This is a genomic window from Aquamicrobium segne, from assembly GCF_042656785.1.
GTDB classification, from domain to species: Bacteria; Pseudomonadota; Alphaproteobacteria; order Rhizobiales; family Rhizobiaceae; genus Mesorhizobium; species Mesorhizobium segne.
Genome location: NZ_JBHSLL010000018.1, coordinates 77,083 through 95,337, shown reverse-complemented (window position 1 = coordinate 95,337; position 18,255 = coordinate 77,083). Strand labels below are relative to the sequence as shown.

Below are 18,255 nucleotides of genomic sequence, written 5' to 3'. Positions count from 1 at the left end.
GGTCACACTTGCCACGCCGACATGAACCCGTCGGCGCTTTCAGGAACAGAAAAATGACTGCCTTCAAATCCGATTTCCTGCGCATGATGAGCGAGCGCGGCTTCATCCACCAGATTTCCGATGAAACCGGCCTCGATGATCTTTTCGCTAGGGAGACGGTGAGCGCCTATATCGGCTTTGATCCGACCGCCCCCAGCCTTCACGCAGGCGGGCTGATCCAGATCATGATCTTGCACTGGTTGCAGCAGACCGGCCATCGCCCCATTACATTGATGGGCGGCGGCACCGGCATGGTGGGCGACCCCTCCTTCAAGGATGAGGCGCGCCAGTTGATGACGCCGGAAACCATCCAGTCCAATATGGACGGCATCAAGAAGGTGTTTTCCAGCTATCTGAAGTTTGGCGACGGGCCCCAGGATGCGCTGATGGTCAACAATGCCGACTGGCTTTTATCCTTAAACTATCTTGAATTCCTGCGCGATGTCGGCCGTCATTTCTCGGTCAATCGCATGCTGTCCTTTGATTCAGTCAAGCTCAGGCTCGACCGCGACCAGTCGCTGTCCTTCCTCGAATTCAACTATATGATTTTGCAAGCCTATGATTTTGTTGAGCTTAACAAGCGCTATGGCATCAGATTGCAAATGGGCGGCTCAGACCAATGGGGCAATATCATCAATGGTATCGATCTTGGCCACCGCATGGGCACATCGCAGCTTTATGCACTGACCACACCGCTTTTGACCACCGCTTCAGGCGCCAAGATGGGCAAGTCCCTGGGCGGCGCCATCTGGCTCAATGCCGAAATGTTCAGCCCCTATGAGTTCTGGCAATATTGGCGCAACACCGAAGACGCTGACGTGGAGCGCTTCTTAAAGCTCTACACCACGCTGCCGCTGGCTGAGGTGGCAAAGCTGGCAGCCCTTGGCGGGGCGGAAATCAATGAGGCCAAGAAAGTTCTGGCAACCGAAATCACCGCCATGCTGCATGGGCGCGAAACGGCTGAACAGGCTGCTGAAACCGCACGCAAGACCTTTGAAGAAGGTGCGCTGAGTAACACTTTGCCCACGCTTGAGGTGGAACGCAGCGCGCTGGAAAGCGGCATCGGCATTCTGGCCCTGCTGGTCAAGGCCGGCCTTGCCTCTTCCAATGGTGAAGCCCGCCGCCATGTGCAAGGAGGTGCTGTGCGCCTCAACGACCAGCCCGTGAGCGATGACAAGCAAATTGTGACAGTTCAGGATCTGAATCTGGAAAACGCCGCAAAGCTTTCTTTAGGCAAGAAAAAACACATTTTGCTGCGGGCGAATTAAAACCTGTCTGTTAAACTACCGTCCCCGGTATTCAGCTTCATCTATATTCAAAGATCGAACGGAAAATGCCGGGGGCAATGACTGAAAGCGGATTGATCTCCAGTTCCGGTTTTTTGACATTACCGCGCAGGCGGTAAGTTACGCCAATCAGGCCACGGTCACGGCCATTGCCCAAAATCACACCAATCAGCGGCAATTCGCCAAAAAGACGGTTCAGGCCATAGGCCGGCATGAACGTGCCGGTCATGTCCATCTTGTCATCCTGATCGTATAAAAGGCCCTGAAAAGTGGTGCCGATCAACGGTCCGCGCAAAACACCCTCCGCCAGTCTTACATAGCCCGGCCCCTTCTCCACCTGAGTCGAGCCACGGTCAAACTGCACGCGCGATGTATCGATATTGCGCCGCACGGCCTGATTGAGGCTGCGGCTGTCACCGGCGGGCGTGGTTGAGACAATCGATGCCAGTTTCGGCTCATTCTCGACAAAGAAGTCACGCGCATCAATCCTGCCGCGTAAAGGGCCATCACCTGAACCTTGCAGGGCAATGGAAATGCCGCCGCCTTTGACATTGCCATATATATCGAGAAAGCGGAGGATTGCCCCGGCATCCGCCGAGCGCATCGACAGATTTTTTTGTGCGCCGCTTGTAGCGCCTTCAGCCGTGACCGCAGCACCGCTGCCGCTGGAGCCGCTGACTTTCAGACTATCAATCCGCGATCCTGCGCCTTGATAGTTTAGTTTCAGACCCGTCAGAATTTCATTATGAAAACCTGTCAGACTGCCAACATCGGCGGTCAAGACGATAGAATCAGCCTTGCCGCTTGTGCTGCCAGACCCACCTGCATCTGTCGTAAAGCGCTTGATGATCGAACGCGCATCAAGGGATTTTCCAACGACATCAATCTTGTAGCCATCTCCCGTCCGGGCAATGGCGACAGCAACATCATCCTCCCGATTAAGGCGCAGCCTGTCAAAATTGGCTGAAACCAGCGCCCCACCAGAAAGCACCACATCGCCTTTGGCAGAAAAACTCTTGCCCTCAAGGTTGAAACCGGAAAGCCGCGTCGTGCCTTCTGCATTTTTCATCTCGAAGGACACATGTGCCGCAACCCCGGCGCCCTTGCTCCAGCCCACCCATGGCAGGGACAGTTTTGCCGCCGTCAGGTCCGCATCAACCGCGCGCACGCCATTTGCCCGGCTTTCCAGCGCCACCTTTATTGTGCCTTCCAGCATATTGGACAGGCCCGGCATCAGCCTGTTGCGCAGATCCTCATCCAGCGTCAGGGTAACCTTGCGGCTGCGCGCAACATCTGATGCCTTAAAAGGCTCAATCAGACTGACTTCGGCTGGTATCTCATTCAGCCTTGCCGTGGCGATGATTGTCGCCTTGCCCGGATCAACCACAATGGAGCCATTGGCATTGGTAACATTTTGGCCATCAAACGCCTTTTTCAGCGCCAGCCCTTCATATTCCAGCGCCACCAGCCACTCCAGACTGCTGGTTTCAACACCGCTTTGCAAAGGAATGTCGGCCTTTACATTGCCCCTCACCTGCCCGGTAAAATCTTCCGGCTCAAGCCCCACATAGCGCATGGCGTCGATCGGCTTGTACGACGCCAGTTCCGCAATGGCGGCTGCATCGCCTGCAACATCAATATCCAGCTTGCCAATGACAGGGCGCTGTTCCGCATCATCAACTGTCAATGTACCATTGCTGGCCGCCGCAATTCGCCCGCTTGGCATATAGACAGTGCCTGTTTCCAGCGAAATACGAACCCGTGTTCCCTCAAACTCAACCCGGCCGATGGCATCACGCACAGGCGGAATATGACCGGCCGTATCAAAGCGCGCGCCTTTGACATCAAAGCGGCCCAAAACCTCCCGGGCAGTCAGCGGCACACCGCTGCCCAGCCGCCCCGGCGCCACCTCATAATGCAGGCTGGCTTGCGAGACCCGGCCGCCAAACAGGTTCTTCAACACCCATTGCCGGGGGCTTCCGGCTGTCATCCATGGCCATAATTGCTTGACATGCGACACTGGCATATCGTGGATATTCAGCGCCAGAGACAGGCCCGGTGTCTTGTCATCGGCAAACTGAATTGTCGCCAGCCCCACTGCCTCGCCACCCGCGCCTGAGCGCACGGCAATGGTGTCGGCAACCAGCCTATGGCCTTGCACATCATAAATACCGGCAACGCGGCTGACAAAGCGCAGTGCCGGTTCTGACGAATCATCGGGAGCCGATATCGAACGATTGCTGACAAAGTCATAGCGATAGGCAGGCTGACCTTCCGGTGAAAGGTCAGCCGGGCGCGGCCCCACAGAACCCTGAAATTCAAAATTCGACCGGCCCGTATTGAGCAGCAATTTGCCAATATCGATCTTGCCGCTTCCCTGTTCGAGCGTTGCCTGCATCGAAATATCAGCTGAAAACAGACCCCGGCGTCCAAAATCAAGCACCATGTCTGTCATAGTCAGCGCCGCTTGCAGGCGGGGTGGTGTGTTATGGTCCGTTTCGCTGCCGGTCAGCCGCAGCGTAGCATGTGTAAACTGATCGCCGCCGCCCGGCCAAAAAACCTTATGCTGCGCCGGTTCAATCTCGACATCTGCCTCAAGACTGGTCATGCGCTGGCTTAGCGGGTCGCGGGCAGCCAGACCCGACAGACTGACTGCCCGTCCATCAAGAACAGCCTGCGCAAAAAATTCCATGCGCTCTGCGCCAGCCTGTCGCACAGTCGCATTGTCAATTTTAATGGAATGGTTTTCCAGACTATCGGGCAAGACCAGTTCAACATTGACCAGCTTGATGGTGCGGACAGACTCCAGCCGGACAGAACCAAGTGCACTGCGTGCTGCATCAAAAATTGCTGCCGTCACCTTGTCCGGGTCGAGCAATCCCTGCTCGTTTTGCACAAAAGCCAGCATATTTTTCTGGCCAGCAGGCAAGGCTGCCAGATTGATGCGCGCATCTGAAAGCCGGGCGCTGCTCAAGCGCAACTTGCCACCGAGCAGCGGCAAGGCGCGCACGCCAAAGCGCACCGCACCTGCCTCCAGAAGCCGGCTTCCATCAGCAGTTCTCAGGCTGACATTTTTAACCTGCAGGCTAAGAAAACTCGATCCGTCCAGTGTAATGCCAGGCAAATCGCCATTCACCACCACTTCTGTTTTTGTGAATTTGTGAATGACCTCCTGTGCGGCCTGCTGGAAATGCTCAGCCCCCACCCCTGAAATCACCAAACCATAGACACCCGCGCCAGCCAGCGTGACGAGCAGGGCAAGAGCCAGCACCACACGCTTCAGCCATTTTAGCCGACGCTTGAAAAGCGCACGCCCCAGCGGCGGCGCGCAACCGCCAGAAGGCAAGGCACTCAGATCCGTAATCTCTGAACGCCGGAACCTGACCTTTTCATGTTGTGGAATTTTCTGATCCACACCAAATTCCAATATCGTCACAATGTCGCGCGCGAGCGCACTTCAAAGCGTAAAAATCTGAAAGATTGCAACGCATCTGACAGTCAGCCGGACAGGCTGGAGCGAATCCTTGTCAGACCTTATATGGATGACGGCCAACACGTAACCTTAAACAAGGGCATTGCCATGACTGACAGCAGCAAAAATGACATTCACTCCACTGATCTCAAGGTCACAGACAAGGCTCCATTATTCGAGTTACCCGGCGATAGTGACAAAATCGTGCGTCTTGCCGATTTTATCGGCCAGCCTGTCATCGTCTATTTTTATCCCAAGGATGATACGAGCGGCTGCACCAATGAGGCAATCGATTTTTCGCAGCTCAAATCTGAATTTGAAAAACTGGGGGCGACCATTATCGGCATTTCACCCGATAGCGCCCAAAAGCACGACAGGTTTAAAGCCAAGCATGATCTGACCATCACGCTGGCCGCCGATGAAGAGCGCAAAGCCATTGAAGCTTATGGCGTATGGGTGGAAAAGCAGATGTATGGGCGTCGCTATATGGGTATTGAGCGCACAACTTTTCTGATCGGGCGCGATGGCCGCATTGCCAAAATCTGGCGCAAGGTGCGGGTGAAAGGCCATGCAGCGGCGGTACTGGAAGCGCTTCGCACAGTGGAAGCCTAAATTTTATAAAAGACAGCCGCTAGGAACGCTTTTTTTATCTTCACGCCCAATCCAAACCTGCAAAACAAAGCTTTGTTAACCCTAACAGCGCATAAATTGCGCATTGGCATGGTTAACGGGGTATATCATGGCAGGTCAGCCCTCATCTTTTGGCAAGCGCAAGGAACCGCATACGCTTATCATCGCTCATGGTGAGCGGGTTCGCCACTTCACCATTCGCCCATGGCTGGCCGGATTGCTCACCTCTACCGTCATCACGCTTTCATTGGGATATCTGGGAGCAACATCTTATCTCATGCTGCGCGATACGGTTTTGAGCACCTCAGCAGAGCGCCAGACCCGCATCCAGCAAGCCTATGAAGAGCGCATTGCCACACTGCGCGTACAGCTTGACAGAATCACCAGTCGGCAAATGCTCGATCAGCAGCTTATCGAGACCAGAGTTGCTGAACTGGCCGAGCGCCAGAGCAGGCTTAGCCAGCAGCAAAGCCAACTTCTGCCGGTTGTCGAGCGGGCACAGCGTGAGATTGGTGGCAATCTGCCGCTCCATGTCCCTGTTCCTGCAAAGCGACAGGAAGAAACACCCCCTAAAATGACCGGCTCGATCCAGCATATGGAAAAGCCGATCACAGCCGCCATGGCTGGTCTTTCACCTTTTGCAAGCTGGACAACAAGAACAGGAGATGCACCCACCTCCACCACCATGGCCGATGCCGCCTCTTCTGCCGCCAATCTTCTTGTCAGCATTGAACAGTCTCTCAAGACGGTTGAGAACAGGCAGCTTACCCATATCGCCCAATTGACGGATGCAGCCTTGCACAATGCAGACGCAATTTCTGACGTGCTTGAAGCAGCAGGACTGCCGGGAAAACCCGCTTTCAGACAGGCAGACAGTGTTGACAGCCATATGGGCGGCCCTCTCATTCCTGTGAAGAGCACAACGTCTTTTAACGACAGGCTTCAAGAGCTTGACAAGGCCCTGCAGACATTGAGCCAGATCAGACAGGAAACACACCGCCTGCCCCTTGCCCACCCGGTCCCCGGCCAAAAAGTCACCAGCCTTTTTGGAGTCAGGCGTGATCCGCTGATCGGCGCCAGTGCATTCCATTCAGGCATGGATTTTCGGGCATCGATCGGGACGAATGCAAAGGCCTCGGCTTCCGGCACCATTGTCAGTGCCGGCTGGAATGGTGGCTATGGACGTATGGTTGAAATCGATCATGGCAACGGCCTGTCCAGTCGCTACGCCCATCTCAGCCATATAACGGTGTCTGTCGGACAGACGGTCAAGGCTGGAGAACTTGTCGGCTATACCGGAAACAGCGGCCGCTCAACCGGCCCGCATCTTCACTATGAAATTTTGCGCAATGGTCAGGCGCTCAACCCCATCCGATTCCTGAAGGCAGGCAAGGCTGTACAGCAATATCTGTAGAATCAAGCGTTAAAAACATGGTGGGCGATGACGGACTCGAACCGCCGACATCTTCGGTGTAAACGAAGCGCTCTACCAACTGAGCTAATCGCCCCCAACGGGCCGGAGCATTAAGCGGTTCCTGCTGTATTCGCAAGCCCCAAGCGGAAATTCCACGATTTTATCATTGAAAAAGAACCCCTCGCGACAGGCTTGAGGAAAACATTGCAAGTTTTCATACAAGCACCTCCAGAGTGCTTGACACCTGCACACGAACCCCTTATCCAGCCGACATCGACACACACATGAACACAGTGTTTGTTGCAAGCGCGGGTGTAGCTCAGTTGGTTAGAGTGCCGGCCTGTCACGCCGGAGGTCGCGGGTTCGAGCCCCGTCACTCGCGCCAGTTATTTTAAAGGCTTATGCCTTTGACTAACTGAAATTTTATTTTTCCCGATAATATGTTTTATCTTTTGATCAGGCCAAAGCGGCGCGATCTTTCAGATTCGCGCAATCCGCTTTAAGCCTTTGTCTTGGTCGCATATGTGTGGTCTTTCCTTCCGCCTCTTTCCAAACATTACAAAGGTTTAATGCCAGCATTCATCTCCTGTTCACCCGCGAGCCGCGATCCTGATATCGCGTCCTCCCAGACGTGAAATGAAAAATAATTGGAGTTGAATCTCATGAAACGTACCATTGCATCCGTCATTCTCGTCGCATCCCTGGCTTCCACCGGCTATGCTCTGGCACAGGATGCAGAGCAGATCGACAGCCCTGAAGTTGCCGAGGAAATGCAGAAGCCTGGCAAGCGTTTCAATCGCGCCCCGATTGATCTGGCCACATTCTCAAAGCTTGATGACCTCAAGGCAGCCGATACCAATGGCGACGGCACGCTGGATCGCGAAGAAATCGAAGCTCACGCCCTCAAGCAGATGGTCAAGCGCATGGCTGACCGCATGGAGCGCCGCCTGGACATCAACGGCGATGGCACTGTGACGCTGGATGAAATCGAAAAGCAGAAAGCCAAGGAGTTTGCAGTTCTCGACCGCAATGATGACGGCAAGCTCGACCGCAAGGAAATGCGGGCTGCTCACAAGGCTGACCACAAGGGCGGCAAGCATGGCCAGCGTGGCGGCGGCCATGGCTTCCACCACAAGATGCAGCGCTAAAACAATAGGGAGTGCTCCGTCGCCTGAAGGCGGTGGAGCATTTTCTACAACCAAAAGATGTTGAAGGCTGTAATTGTCTTTTAGTTTCCACCCATATGTCTTTATAATCTTCCGGTACGCAACATTTTACCGGGGACAATCATGGAAGCTATTCTCGCTCAACTTGTAGGCGGCCTCGCGGGCGGCGCTGCAGGCGGCAAGGTCATCAAGGACTCCGATCTTGGCAATATCGGCAATCTCATCGCTGGCGCCATTGGTGGCCTCGGTGGTGGTTCACTGCTCGGCTCGCTTTTAGGCGCTGGTGGCGCTGCGGCTGGCGGGCTTGATATCGCTGCACTTGCCGGGCAGCTTGTTGGCGGCGGCGTGGCTGGTGCAATCGTTCAGATCGTTGCCGGCCTCGTCATCAACAAAATATTCAAAAGGTCTTGATCCATGCATAAATTTGAAATTTACAGGGACAAGGCTGGCGAATTTCGCGTTCGCTTTAAATATAACAGCGAGATCATGTTCTCGACCGAGGGCTATAGCTCGAAGGCAAGTGCTCAAAACGCCATTGACTCGATCAAGAAAAACGGACCGGGCGCGCCTGTTGAAGATAACAGCTAAAACATTATGCTTGCGTCAGATGGTTATATCTGACGCAAGCATAAATGCGGCTTAAAAAAACCTGCTGGCTTGTAAACGCTTAATTGACAGCGTCTTTAAGGCCTTTGCCGGCAGAGAATTTTGGCACGTTGCGAGCCGGAATTTTCACCTCTGCACCAGTCTGTGGATTACGGCCGGTCGTCTCGGCGCGCTTCGAGACAGAAAAATTACCAAAGCCGATCAGCCGGACATCCCCGCCCTTTTTCAACTCGCCGGTGATGACGGAAAACACCGCCTCAACTGCCGACTGAGCATCAGCCTTGGAAAGATTTGCAGTTTCGGCAACAGCAGACACCAGTTCGTTCTTGTTCATAAATTTCCCTTTCATGAGAGAACCGGGACGAAAGACTCATCCGGCAGAAGCTGAACTGTAGAAAGAAGCGCTTCCGCAACCAAGTGGAAATTTACTCTATGACCCTTGAAATCCCCGGTTTTCCGGGGATTTCAAACAAAAAGGCCGGGATTTACCCGGCCTTCCCATCATTTTTCGGCAATGACAGCCTTGTCAGGCGGCAATTTCCAGATCGATTCCTGTTTTCACACAAGCAGATGAAATGATCCAAATGCCTGTTTGAGCCTTCCTTGTGGGCTGCGTCAGATGCACCATCCGGCGCAGCCACAAAGGTCTTAATGAGCCATCGGCTTGGCAATGCCCTGCACTGTTTCCACAGCGGCTGGCGTGTCAACCGGCTCCACCCACTCGATGGGCTCCGGCATCCGCACCAGCGCATGTTTCAAGACCTCACCGACACGGGCAACCGGGATAATCTCCAGGCCATTCTTCACATTGTCGGGTATCTCGGCCAGATCCTTGACATTTTCTTCCGGGATCAGAACCGTCTTGATACCGCCGCGAAGTGCAGCCAGAAGTTTTTCCTTCAGCCCGCCGATTGGCAAGACCCTGCCGCGCAGCGTGATCTCACCGGTCATCGCCACATCCGCCCTGATCGGAATGCCGGTCAAAACAGACACGATAGCCGTTGCCATGGCCACGCCCGCCGAAGGACCATCCTTGGGCGTTGCCCCTTCAGGAACGTGCACGTGGATATCGCGCTTGTCGAACAGCGGCGGCTCCACACCAAAGTCGATAGCCCGCGAACGCACATAAGAGGCTGCCGCAGAAATCGACTCTTTCATCACATCCTTCAGATTGCCCGTGACGGTCATGCGGCCCTTGCCGGGCATCATGACACCTTCAATGGTCAGCAATTCGCCGCCCACTTCGGTCCAGGCCAGGCCGGTGACGACACCCACCTGATCATCCGTCTCGGCCATGCCGAAGCGATAGCGCTGCACGCCCAGATAATCATCAAGATTGTCTGGCGTGATCGCCACCGACTTTTTCCCGGTCTTCAGGATCTCGGTCACCGCCTTGCGGCCCAGCTTCATCAGTTCGCGCTCCAGCGAACGCACACCCGCTTCACGGGTGTAGGTCTGGATGATGGCGCGGATGGCCGCATCATCGACCGAGAACTCGCCAGGTTGCAGCGCATGATCGCGAACCACCTTGGGCATCAGATGCCGTTTGGCGATCTCGACCTTCTCATCTTCGGTGTAGCCGGCAATACGAATGATCTCCATACGGTCCATGAGAGGGGGCGGGATATTCAGCGTATTGGCTGTGGTCACAAACATCACATTCGACAGATCATATTCAACTTCCAAATAATGATCCATGAAAGCCGAGTTCTGTTCAGGATCCAGCACTTCCAGCATTGCCGAAGACGGATCGCCGCGGAAATCCTGACCCATCTTGTCGATCTCATCAAGCAGGAAGAGCGGATTGGATTTCTTGGCTTTCTTCATCGACTGGATGACCTTGCCGGGCATCGAACCGATATAGGTACGCCTGTGACCGCGAATCTCAGCCTCATCACGCACACCGCCAAGCGCCATACGCACAAATTCGCGCCCTGTCGCCTTGGCGATGGACTTGCCAAGCGAGGTCTTGCCAACGCCGGGCGGGCCGACAAGGCACAGGATCGGCCCCTTGAGCTTGCGCTGACGGCTCTGCACCGCCAGATACTCAATGATCCGCTCCTTGACCTTCTCAAGGCCGTAATGATCGGCGTCCAGAACCTCTTCGGAAAAATTCAAGTCCTGCCTGACCTTTGAATTGCGGCCCCACGGGATCGACAAGAGCCAATCCAGATAGTTGCGCACAACGGTGGCCTCTGCCGACATGGGCGACATCGTCCGCAGCTTCTTCAGTTCGGCATCGGCCTTTTCGCGGGCTTCCTTGGAAAGCCGCGTCTTCTGGATGCGTGCCTCCAGTTCGGCAGCCTCATCACGGCCGTCCTCGCCTTCGCCAAGCTCCTTCTGGATCGCCTTCATCTGCTCGTTGAGGTAGTATTCGCGCTGCGTCTTTTCCATCTGGCGCTTGACGCGCGAACGGATGCGCTTTTCGACCTGCAAAACAGAAATCTCGGCTTCCATGAAGCTCATGGCGCGCTCAAGACGCTCCTTCACCGAAAGGGTGGCCAGCATTTCCTGCTTTTCAGGAATCTTGATTGCAAGATGCGAAACAACCGTATCAGCAAGTTTGGAATAATCCTCAATCTGGCTGGTGGCGCCAACCACCTCGGCCGAGATCTTCTTGTTCAGCTTTACGTAATTTTCAAAATCCACAATCACCGAGCGGGCAAGCGCCTCAATCTCGATCTCGTCTTCTTCCGGCTCGACCAGACCCGAGACGCGGGCTTCATGAAAGTCGCTGCGTTCGGTAAAGCCATCGATACGCGCGCGCTCAGTGCCCTCAACCAGCACCTTGACGGTGCCGTCGGGCAGTTTCAGAAGCTGAAGCACATTGGCCTTTGTGCCGACTTCATAAATGGCGTCGGCTTGCGGATCATCATCGGCAGCATTTTTCTGGGTGGCCAGCAGGATCTGCTTTTCCTGACCCATGACCTCTTCCAAAGCCTTGATCGATTTTTCACGACCAACAAAAAGAGGCACAATCATATGCGGAAAGACGACGATGTCGCGCAGCGGAAGAACCGCCAACACACTGTCATCTGCAGGCTGTGCAATTTTGGTCATTGTCAAACCTTTCCTTCGCGCATGCCTTGAGCCAAACGCGAATCCTCTATCAGAGCATGATGATTTTCTCCTGAAACGTCATCATGCTCCAAGTTTTTATTTTTCGCATGATCTTATCTGAAAAGTCTGCAACTTTTCCAGGATCATGCTTTAACAACCGGGGATCGTTCCGCCTACCACCGTTTGCAACAGCGGCTTGCAGCGCAGAAATCAACCCCGAACTTGTCTGTTAGGTGGATACAGGCAAAGCAAAGATCAAGAGGCAAGCGCCAACCGAACGTCAGGCGCTGACATTGTCCTTCTTTTCCTTCGCATCGGAATAAATATAGAGCGGGCGAGCATTGCCCAACACCACCTCTTCCGAGATCACCACTTCCCGAACCCCTTCCAGCGCAGGCAGTTCAAACATGGAATCCAGCAGGATTGCCTCCATGATCGAGCGCAGGCCGCGCGCACCGGTCTTGCGCTCGATAGCGCGCCGCGCAATGGCTGAAAGCGCACCTTCATGGAAGGTCAGTTCAACATTTTCCATCTCGAACAGGCGCTGATATTGCTTGACCAGCGCATTCTTCGGCTCCGACAGGATCTGCACAAGGGCTGCCTCGTCCAGATCTTCAAGCGTCGCCAGAACCGGCAATCGGCCGACAAATTCAGGAATCAGACCGAATTTGAGCAGATCTTCCGGTTCCACCATGCGAAACAACTCGCCACTGCGGCGCTCTTCGGGCGAGGCGACAGACGCACCAAAGCCGATGGAGGTCTTGCGCCCACGGTCAGAAATGAGCTTGTCGAGCCCCGCAAACGCCCCGCCACAGATAAACAGGACATTGACCGTGTCCACTTGCAGGAACTCCTGCTGGGGATGTTTGCGGCCCCCTTGCGGCGGCACCGAGGCAACCGTGCCCTCCATGATCTTGAGCAGCGCCTGCTGCACGCCCTCGCCCGACACATCGCGGGTGATCGAGGGATTGTCGGATTTGCGGGTGATCTTGTCGATCTCGTCAATATAGACAATGCCGCGCTGGGCGCGCTCGACATTATAATCGGCAGCCTGAAGCAGTTTTAAAATGATGTTTTCGACATCTTCGCCCACATAACCGGCTTCCGTCAGCGTTGTGGCGTCAGCCATGGTGAAGGGCACATCGATGATGCGGGCCAGCGTCTGGGCCAGCAGCGTCTTGCCGCAGCCAGTCGGGCCGATAAGCAGAATGTTGGACTTGGACAGTTCAACATCATTGTTCTTGCTGGCATGCGCAAGGCGCTTGTAGTGATTGTGTACGGCGACCGACAAGACGCGCTTGGCGTAGGGCTGGCCAATCACATAATCATCAAGAACCGCGATAATTTCCTGCGGCGTGGGCACACCCTCACGCGACTTCACCATCGAGGTCTTGTTTTCCTCGCGGATGATGTCCATGCACAGTTCGACACACTCATCACAAATGAAGACGGTGGGTCCAGCAATCAGCTTGCGCACTTCGTGCTGGCTCTTGCCGCAGAACGAGCAGTAAAGCGTGTTCTTGGAATCTGCGCCACCGCTGTTACCGACCTTGCTCATCTTCCAGTCCTTTCATGACCGTCTGCCGGTGGCCTGGCCGACATGACGCATTCTCTCGCCTTGAGGATGACGCCATTAAAAAAATATATGACACTTCCCGCAGCCCTCAGATGAAGCCTACCCCACCGAAAATCAACAGAGGTTTAACGTTAGGCAATCACATCACCCGTGGGAACAGCAAAATGTGGCCGAAATACCGCAAATCACCTTAAAATGCGGCATTTCCATCACCTTGACCCATCAGGCTGAAGGGTTCTCCGCCTCTGCCGCCTCACGTGTGGAATGAACCTTGTCGATCAGTCCAAATTCCAGCGCCTCTTGCGAGGTCATGAAATGGTCACGGTCGAGTGTCTTTTCAATAGTCTCATAGTCCTTGCCGGTATGCTCGACATAGACCTCATTGAGGCGACGCTTGAGCTTGATGATATCTTGCGCATGGCGCTCAATATCGGACGCCTGCCCCTGAAAGCCCCCCGAAGGCTGGTGGACCATGATGCGCGCATTGGGCGTGGCAAAGCGCATGCCCTTTTCACCTGCACATAAAAGCAGCGATCCCATCGAGGCAGCCTGCCCGATGCACAGCGTCGATACAGCCGGCTTGATGAACTGCATGGTATCATAAATGGCCATGCCGCTGGTGACCACGCCGCCAGGCGAATTGATATAGAGTGAAATTTCCTTCTTCGGATTTTCCGCCTCAAGAAACAGAAGCTGGGCGCAAACCAGCGTCGCCATGCCGTCTTCGACCGGACCGGTGATGAAGATGATGCGCTCCTTGAGAAGGCGCGAGAAAATATCATAGGCCCGTTCACCGCGATTGGTCTGCTCGACCACCATCGGAACAAGGCTCATATAGGTTTCGATCGGGTCTTTCATGAAATGTCCTTAAGGTGGGGCCAAACCGGCACGAAACGAGGCGCCGCCATCATTGAATCACTTTGCTTCTCATCCCGTAAATAGGCTAGCAGCTTATCGTTGTGCAAGACCCTGACCCTGATGCCCGGTCAAAGCCGGATCACATAGTGCTTGCGAGTCGTTTCAAGCACTTCCCAGACGCCTTTAAAGCCGGGCCTGAGGATAAAGGAATCGCCAGCCTGCACGCGGCGTGCCTCACCGTCCTCTTCCGATATGACTGAAACACCGGAAAGGATGTGGCAAAATTCCCATTCATCATAGGAAATACGCCATTTGCCAGGTGTCGATTCCCAGATGCCCGCATAAAGGGCGCCATCACGCTCTTCGATATTCCATGTGCGAAATTGCGGATTGCCTGAAATGAGGCGCTCTGGTGCTGGAGCGCCCTCTTCCGGCTCGATGCCGGATATATCAAGCGTAATAAATTTTTCTTGCGCCATGGTGCAGGGCTCCGATTTGATCCGAAACCCTGCCTGCCATGAAGATCAGGCCTTGGCCAGTGCCTGTTCCAGATCGGCAATAATATCCTTGATATCTTCAATGCCGATCGACAGGCGCACCACTTCGGGACCTGCGCCAGCAAGCTTTTGCTGCTCGGCGCTCAACTGGCGATGGGTGGTGGAAGCCGGGTGAATGACCAGCGACTTGGTGTCACCAATATTGGCCAGATGCGAAAACATCTCCAGCCCTTCGACAAATTTTACGCCCGAATCATAGCCGCCCTTGAGGCCGAAAGTGAACACAGAGCCCGCCCCCTTGGGCGAATATTTCTGCTGAAGCGCATGGTTCTTGTCGGAAGCCAGCCCCGGATAGGAAACCCACTCGACCTTGGGATGCTTTGACAGCCATTCCGCAACCGCCAGCGCATTGTCACAATGGCGCTGCATGCGCAGCGGCAAGGTTTCCAGACCTGTCAGGATCAAAAATGCGTTGAAGGGTGAAATTGCCGGTCCAAGATCGCGCAGACCCAGCACACGTGCCGCCAGCGCAAAAGCGAAATTGCCAAAAGCCTGATGCAGGACCATGCCGGCATATTCCGGGCGCGGCTGCGACAGAAGCGGATATTTGTCCGATTTCGACCAGTCAAATGTGCCGCCATCGACAATGATACCGCCGACCGAATTGCCATGACCGCCAATGAATTTGGTCAGTGAATGGACGACAATATCCGCGCCATGCTCGATCGGGCGCAAAAGATAGGGGGAGGCAAGCGTATTATCGACCACCAGCGGCAGCCCATGCTTGTGGGCAATGTCGGCAAAGACCTGAATATCGACAAATTCACCGCCCGGATTGGCAAGGCTTTCAATATGAATGGCCTTGGTGCGCTCATCGATCAGCGCCTCAAAACTTGCCGGATCATCCACATCGGCCCAGCGCACATCCCAGCCAAAACTCTGGAAGGAGGTGCCAAACTGGTTGATGGTGCCGCCATAAAGCTTGCGGGCGGCGACAAAATTGTCGCCCGGCTGCATCAGCGTATGGAAAACCACCAGATGGGCTGCCTGGCCTGATGCGGTCGCAAGGGCTGCCGTGCCGCCTTCCAGCGCTGCAACCCGTTCTTCCAGAACCCCTTGCGTGGGGTTCATGATGCGGGTGTAGATATTGCCAAAAGCCTGCAGGCCAAACAGCGAGGCGGCATGATCGGCATCCTGAAAAACAAAGGAGGTGGTCTGATAGATCGGCACCGCGCGCGATCCGGTGGTCGGGTCCGGCTTGGCGCCCGCATGGACAGCCAGCGTGTTGAAACCGGGAGCGCTTTGCGACATTTCATTCCTCCAGAAGGTAAAATTGAGAGACTTATTGCTATCATTGCTCCTGCCAAGGCAAGTGGCAAAGCGCAAAACACCATGGTTGTGCGTTTTTTGGAATAAAAATCCTGCCATTACCCTGACAAGGGAAACTTTATTCCAGTTTCATCGAGCTGTCAGCCATGTCAGGATAAGCTATCGGGTTTTGCCCTGCACTCAAAGCAGCGCTGCAACTGGATCTGTCTGGCTGGCGTTATTGCACATTAATAAATGAGGTAAAATAATACCTCATATCTATATAATTGTTTTTATTGATTTTTTAAAAGAAGCATGAGCCAGATCAGGCTTGACCGCCCTATCAGCCTCCCCTATAAACCGCCTCGGACAACAGCTTTTGGGCTATCGTTCATCATTGGCGGCAAAAGCTGCCAATTCAAGCAACAAGAAACGCCGTGTCCGCCCCTTAAAGGCAGGCAGGGTCCTTTATGGAAACAGAACATGACAACCTTTTCGCAGAAGCCTGCGGACGTGGTGAAGAAGTGGGTTCTGATCGACGCCGAAAACATCGTCGTTGGTCGTCTTGCCTCTCTCGTCGCCAACCGTCTGCGCGGCAAGCACAAGCCCACATTCACCCCCCATGTCGACGATGGTGACAATGTCATCATCATCAATGCCGACAAGGTGGCGCTGACGGGCAAGAAATATACCGACAAGAAATATTACTGGCACACCGGCCATCCTGGCGGCATCAAGGAGCGCACGGCGCGCCAGATTATCGAGGGCCGCTTTCCCGAGCGTGTTCTTGAAAAGGCCATTGAGCGCATGATCCCGCGCGGTCCTCTGGGCCGTCGCCAGATGAAAAATCTGCGCGTTTATGCAGGCTCCGATCACCCCCACACGGCCCAGCAGCCCGAGACGCTCGACGTCGGCGCGCTGAACGCCAAGAACAAGAAGGTCAAATAATGACTGAGCAGCTTTCCTCGCTCGCAGACCTGGGCGCTGTTGCCCAGACCGCGCAGCCGGCCGCGCCGGTCCACGTCCAGAAGCTCGACAAGTCGGGCCGCGCCTATGCCACCGGCAAGCGCAAGGACGCCATCGCCCGCGTCTGGGTCAAGCCCGGCTCCGGCAAGATCGTCATCAATGGCAAGGAACAGGAGCAGTATTTTGCACGCCCCGTTCTCCAGATGATCCTCAACCAGCCGCTGGTGGCTGCCAACCGTGCCGGCCAGTACGACATTGTCGCGACAGTCGCCGGCGGTGGTCTGTCCGGCCAGGCTGGTGCAGTGCGCCACGGCATTTCCAAGGCTCTGACCTATTATGAGCCGGAACTGCGCGGCGTGCTGAAGAAGGGCGGCTTCCTGACCCGCGACAGCCGCGTGGTCGAGCGCAAGAAATACGGCCGCGCCAAGGCCCGCCGTTCGTTCCAGTTCTCGAAGCGTTAAGCTTCGGGCCAGTTCTCGAAGACTTAAGCTTCAGACTTGTATTTCAATCAAAAAGGCCGCCTTTCGAGGCGGCCTTTTTGCATTCCGGGTGTAGGGAAAAACCAGATTCATCAGTCACGTAAAAATAAAAAAGGCTCCGCCAAGCGGAGCCTTTTTTTAAAAAATAATTCCGGTTGAGCAGGGCAGAATCAGTTGCCCGCAGCCTTGGCCTTTTCCTGCTCTTCCCTAAGCTTCTTGGCAAAGTCCTCATTGTTCTTGGAGACAAACTCCTGAAGCGCCTTCTGGCGGTCTTCAATGTCTGAAGCCTGCAAGGCCGGACCTTCAAACGCATCGGTAAAACCCTGAAGCGAAATCTTGATCGGGTTCGGCTGGTTCTGGAAATTTATAGAGGTCAAGGTGATCTCCGACCCCTTCTTGAAGGAGGTGACGATCTGGTCGGTCATCGGCACTTCAGCTACGCAACGGTCCGGGAAGCAGATGACATAATCAAGCTTCTGCGCCTTGCCATTATCAACCTCAAGGGCAATGCCGGGAGGCACAAGGCGGCCACTGGGCACGGTGACCTGGAAAACCTTGCGGTTTACCTTGCCGCGCAAGTCGATCATGCTCACACCGGTCACCAATTGGCCATTGGCGGCAGTGACGATATTTTGCACATTGCAGATATCGACATCTTCCTGCTTCGAGCAGGCCTTGAACCAACCTTGTGGAACTTGCTGCGCCGAGGCCTGAGGCAACCCGGCTGCGAGGAACCCGGCCACACCGGCCATCATGACCGACAGGCGATATGCTCTGGATTTCAGGCTGGACATAAGGTGCGTTTCCTCTCGACTTTTGTGTCCCCGGTGCAGGCCCGCCGCCACACCGCAACGCTATCTGTTGCGAAAATGCGGCAACAGAATGGCTCTTGGCGCGT

At 54.9% G+C, this 18,255-nt stretch carries 16 protein-coding genes and 2 tRNA genes; 9 read left to right on the top strand and 9 right to left on the bottom strand.

Annotation, left to right across the window (positions count from 1 at the left end; all coding sequences use genetic code 11):
* The first annotated feature begins 53 nt into the window (after nt 1-53).
* On the top strand, nt 54-1,307 hold the full coding sequence (gene tyrS, locus ACFPLB_RS07290) for a tyrosine--tRNA ligase (RefSeq protein ID WP_378228705.1): 1,254 nt from the start codon (nt 54-56) through the stop codon (nt 1,305-1,307).
* Nucleotides 1,308-1,344: 37 nt separating this feature from the next.
* On the opposite strand, the gene ACFPLB_RS07285 is transcribed toward tyrS, so the two are convergent.
* Complete coding sequence (locus ACFPLB_RS07285) at nt 1,345-4,740, bottom strand: YhdP family protein (RefSeq protein ID WP_378228704.1); 3,396 nt, start codon at nt 4,738-4,740, stop codon at nt 1,345-1,347.
* 165 nt (nt 4,741-4,905) lie between these two features.
* Here ACFPLB_RS07285 and bcp point away from each other — a divergent pair, with 165 nt between their 5' ends.
* Together bcp and ACFPLB_RS07275 are read left to right on the top strand one after the other, a co-directional pair.
* Nucleotides 4,906-5,409 carry a thioredoxin-dependent thiol peroxidase gene (bcp, locus tag ACFPLB_RS07280; RefSeq protein ID WP_378228703.1) on the top strand — a complete coding sequence of 168 codons (504 nt, stop codon included), beginning with the start codon at nt 4,906-4,908 and terminating at the stop codon, nt 5,407-5,409.
* A 127-nt stretch (nt 5,410-5,536) separates the two neighbouring features.
* Nucleotides 5,537-6,841 carry a M23 family metallopeptidase gene (locus tag ACFPLB_RS07275; RefSeq protein WP_378228702.1) on the top strand — a complete coding sequence of 435 codons (1,305 nt, stop codon included), beginning with the start codon at nt 5,537-5,539 and terminating at the stop codon, nt 6,839-6,841.
* Nucleotides 6,842-6,859: 18 nt separating this feature from the next.
* Here the strand turns inward: ACFPLB_RS07275 and ACFPLB_RS07270 are convergent.
* Nucleotides 6,860-6,935 (bottom strand) — tRNA-Val (locus ACFPLB_RS07270).
* Between the two features lie 214 nt (nt 6,936-7,149).
* Between ACFPLB_RS07270 and ACFPLB_RS07265 the strand changes: the two genes are divergently transcribed.
* The 4 genes from ACFPLB_RS07265 (at nt 7,150) to ACFPLB_RS07250 (ending at nt 8,595) form a co-directional block, all read left to right on the top strand.
* Nucleotides 7,150-7,226: transfer RNA gene (locus ACFPLB_RS07265), tRNA-Asp, on the top strand.
* 277 nt (nt 7,227-7,503) lie between these two features.
* Nucleotides 7,504-7,989: an EF-hand domain-containing protein gene (locus ACFPLB_RS07260; protein WP_378228701.1), complete on the top strand. Its 486-nt coding sequence runs from the start codon at nt 7,504-7,506 to the stop codon at nt 7,987-7,989.
* A 141-nt stretch (nt 7,990-8,130) separates the two neighbouring features.
* Complete coding sequence (locus ACFPLB_RS07255; protein ID WP_378228700.1) at nt 8,131-8,418, top strand: hypothetical protein; 288 nt, start codon at nt 8,131-8,133, stop codon at nt 8,416-8,418.
* Between the two features lie 3 nt (nt 8,419-8,421).
* On the top strand, nt 8,422-8,595 hold the full coding sequence (locus ACFPLB_RS07250; protein WP_378228699.1) for a YegP family protein: 174 nt from the start codon (nt 8,422-8,424) through the stop codon (nt 8,593-8,595).
* 79 nt (nt 8,596-8,674) lie between these two features.
* Here the strand turns inward: ACFPLB_RS07250 and ACFPLB_RS07245 are convergent, their stop codons facing one another.
* From ACFPLB_RS07245 to ACFPLB_RS07220, 6 genes are all read right to left on the bottom strand, one after another.
* A complete protein-coding gene (locus ACFPLB_RS07245; RefSeq protein ID WP_378228698.1) occupies nt 8,675-8,947 on the bottom strand; it encodes an HU family DNA-binding protein in 273 nt (90 codons plus the stop codon).
* 314 nt (nt 8,948-9,261) lie between these two features.
* Nucleotides 9,262-11,673 (bottom strand): endopeptidase La, encoded by a 2,412-nt coding sequence (lon, locus tag ACFPLB_RS07240; protein WP_378228697.1) that lies wholly within the window; start codon nt 11,671-11,673, stop codon nt 9,262-9,264.
* A gap of 280 nt (nt 11,674-11,953) precedes the next feature.
* Entirely contained in the window at nt 11,954-13,231 is a 1,278-nt protein-coding gene (gene clpX, locus ACFPLB_RS07235; RefSeq protein WP_378228696.1) for an ATP-dependent Clp protease ATP-binding subunit ClpX, read from the bottom strand.
* Nucleotides 13,232-13,471: 240 nt separating this feature from the next.
* Complete coding sequence (gene clpP / locus ACFPLB_RS07230; protein ID WP_378228695.1) at nt 13,472-14,107, bottom strand: ATP-dependent Clp endopeptidase proteolytic subunit ClpP; 636 nt, start codon at nt 14,105-14,107, stop codon at nt 13,472-13,474.
* A gap of 128 nt (nt 14,108-14,235) precedes the next feature.
* The gene (locus ACFPLB_RS07225; protein ID WP_378228694.1) at nt 14,236-14,586 is read right to left on the bottom strand and encodes a cupin domain-containing protein; all 351 of its coding nucleotides are present in this window, start codon (nt 14,584-14,586) and stop codon (nt 14,236-14,238) included.
* A 45-nt stretch (nt 14,587-14,631) separates the two neighbouring features.
* Nucleotides 14,632-15,915 carry an O-acetylhomoserine aminocarboxypropyltransferase gene (locus ACFPLB_RS07220; RefSeq protein WP_378228693.1) on the bottom strand — a complete coding sequence of 428 codons (1,284 nt, stop codon included), beginning with the start codon at nt 15,913-15,915 and terminating at the stop codon, nt 14,632-14,634.
* Between the two features lie 480 nt (nt 15,916-16,395).
* Between ACFPLB_RS07220 and rplM the strand changes: the two genes are divergently transcribed.
* Together rplM and rpsI are read left to right on the top strand one after the other, a co-directional pair.
* On the top strand, nt 16,396-16,860 hold the full coding sequence (gene rplM, locus ACFPLB_RS07215; RefSeq protein WP_378228692.1) for a 50S ribosomal protein L13: 465 nt from the start codon (nt 16,396-16,398) through the stop codon (nt 16,858-16,860).
* Nucleotides 16,860-17,339: a 30S ribosomal protein S9 gene (gene rpsI / locus ACFPLB_RS07210; protein ID WP_378228691.1), complete on the top strand. Its 480-nt coding sequence runs from the start codon at nt 16,860-16,862 to the stop codon at nt 17,337-17,339. The genes rplM and rpsI overlap by 1 nt, the downstream gene beginning before the upstream one ends.
* A gap of 188 nt (nt 17,340-17,527) precedes the next feature.
* On the opposite strand, the gene ACFPLB_RS07205 is transcribed toward rpsI, so the two are convergent.
* The gene (locus ACFPLB_RS07205; RefSeq protein ID WP_378228690.1) at nt 17,528-18,151 is read right to left on the bottom strand and encodes an invasion associated locus B family protein; all 624 of its coding nucleotides are present in this window, start codon (nt 18,149-18,151) and stop codon (nt 17,528-17,530) included.
* Nucleotides 18,152-18,255 lie beyond the last annotated feature (104 nt).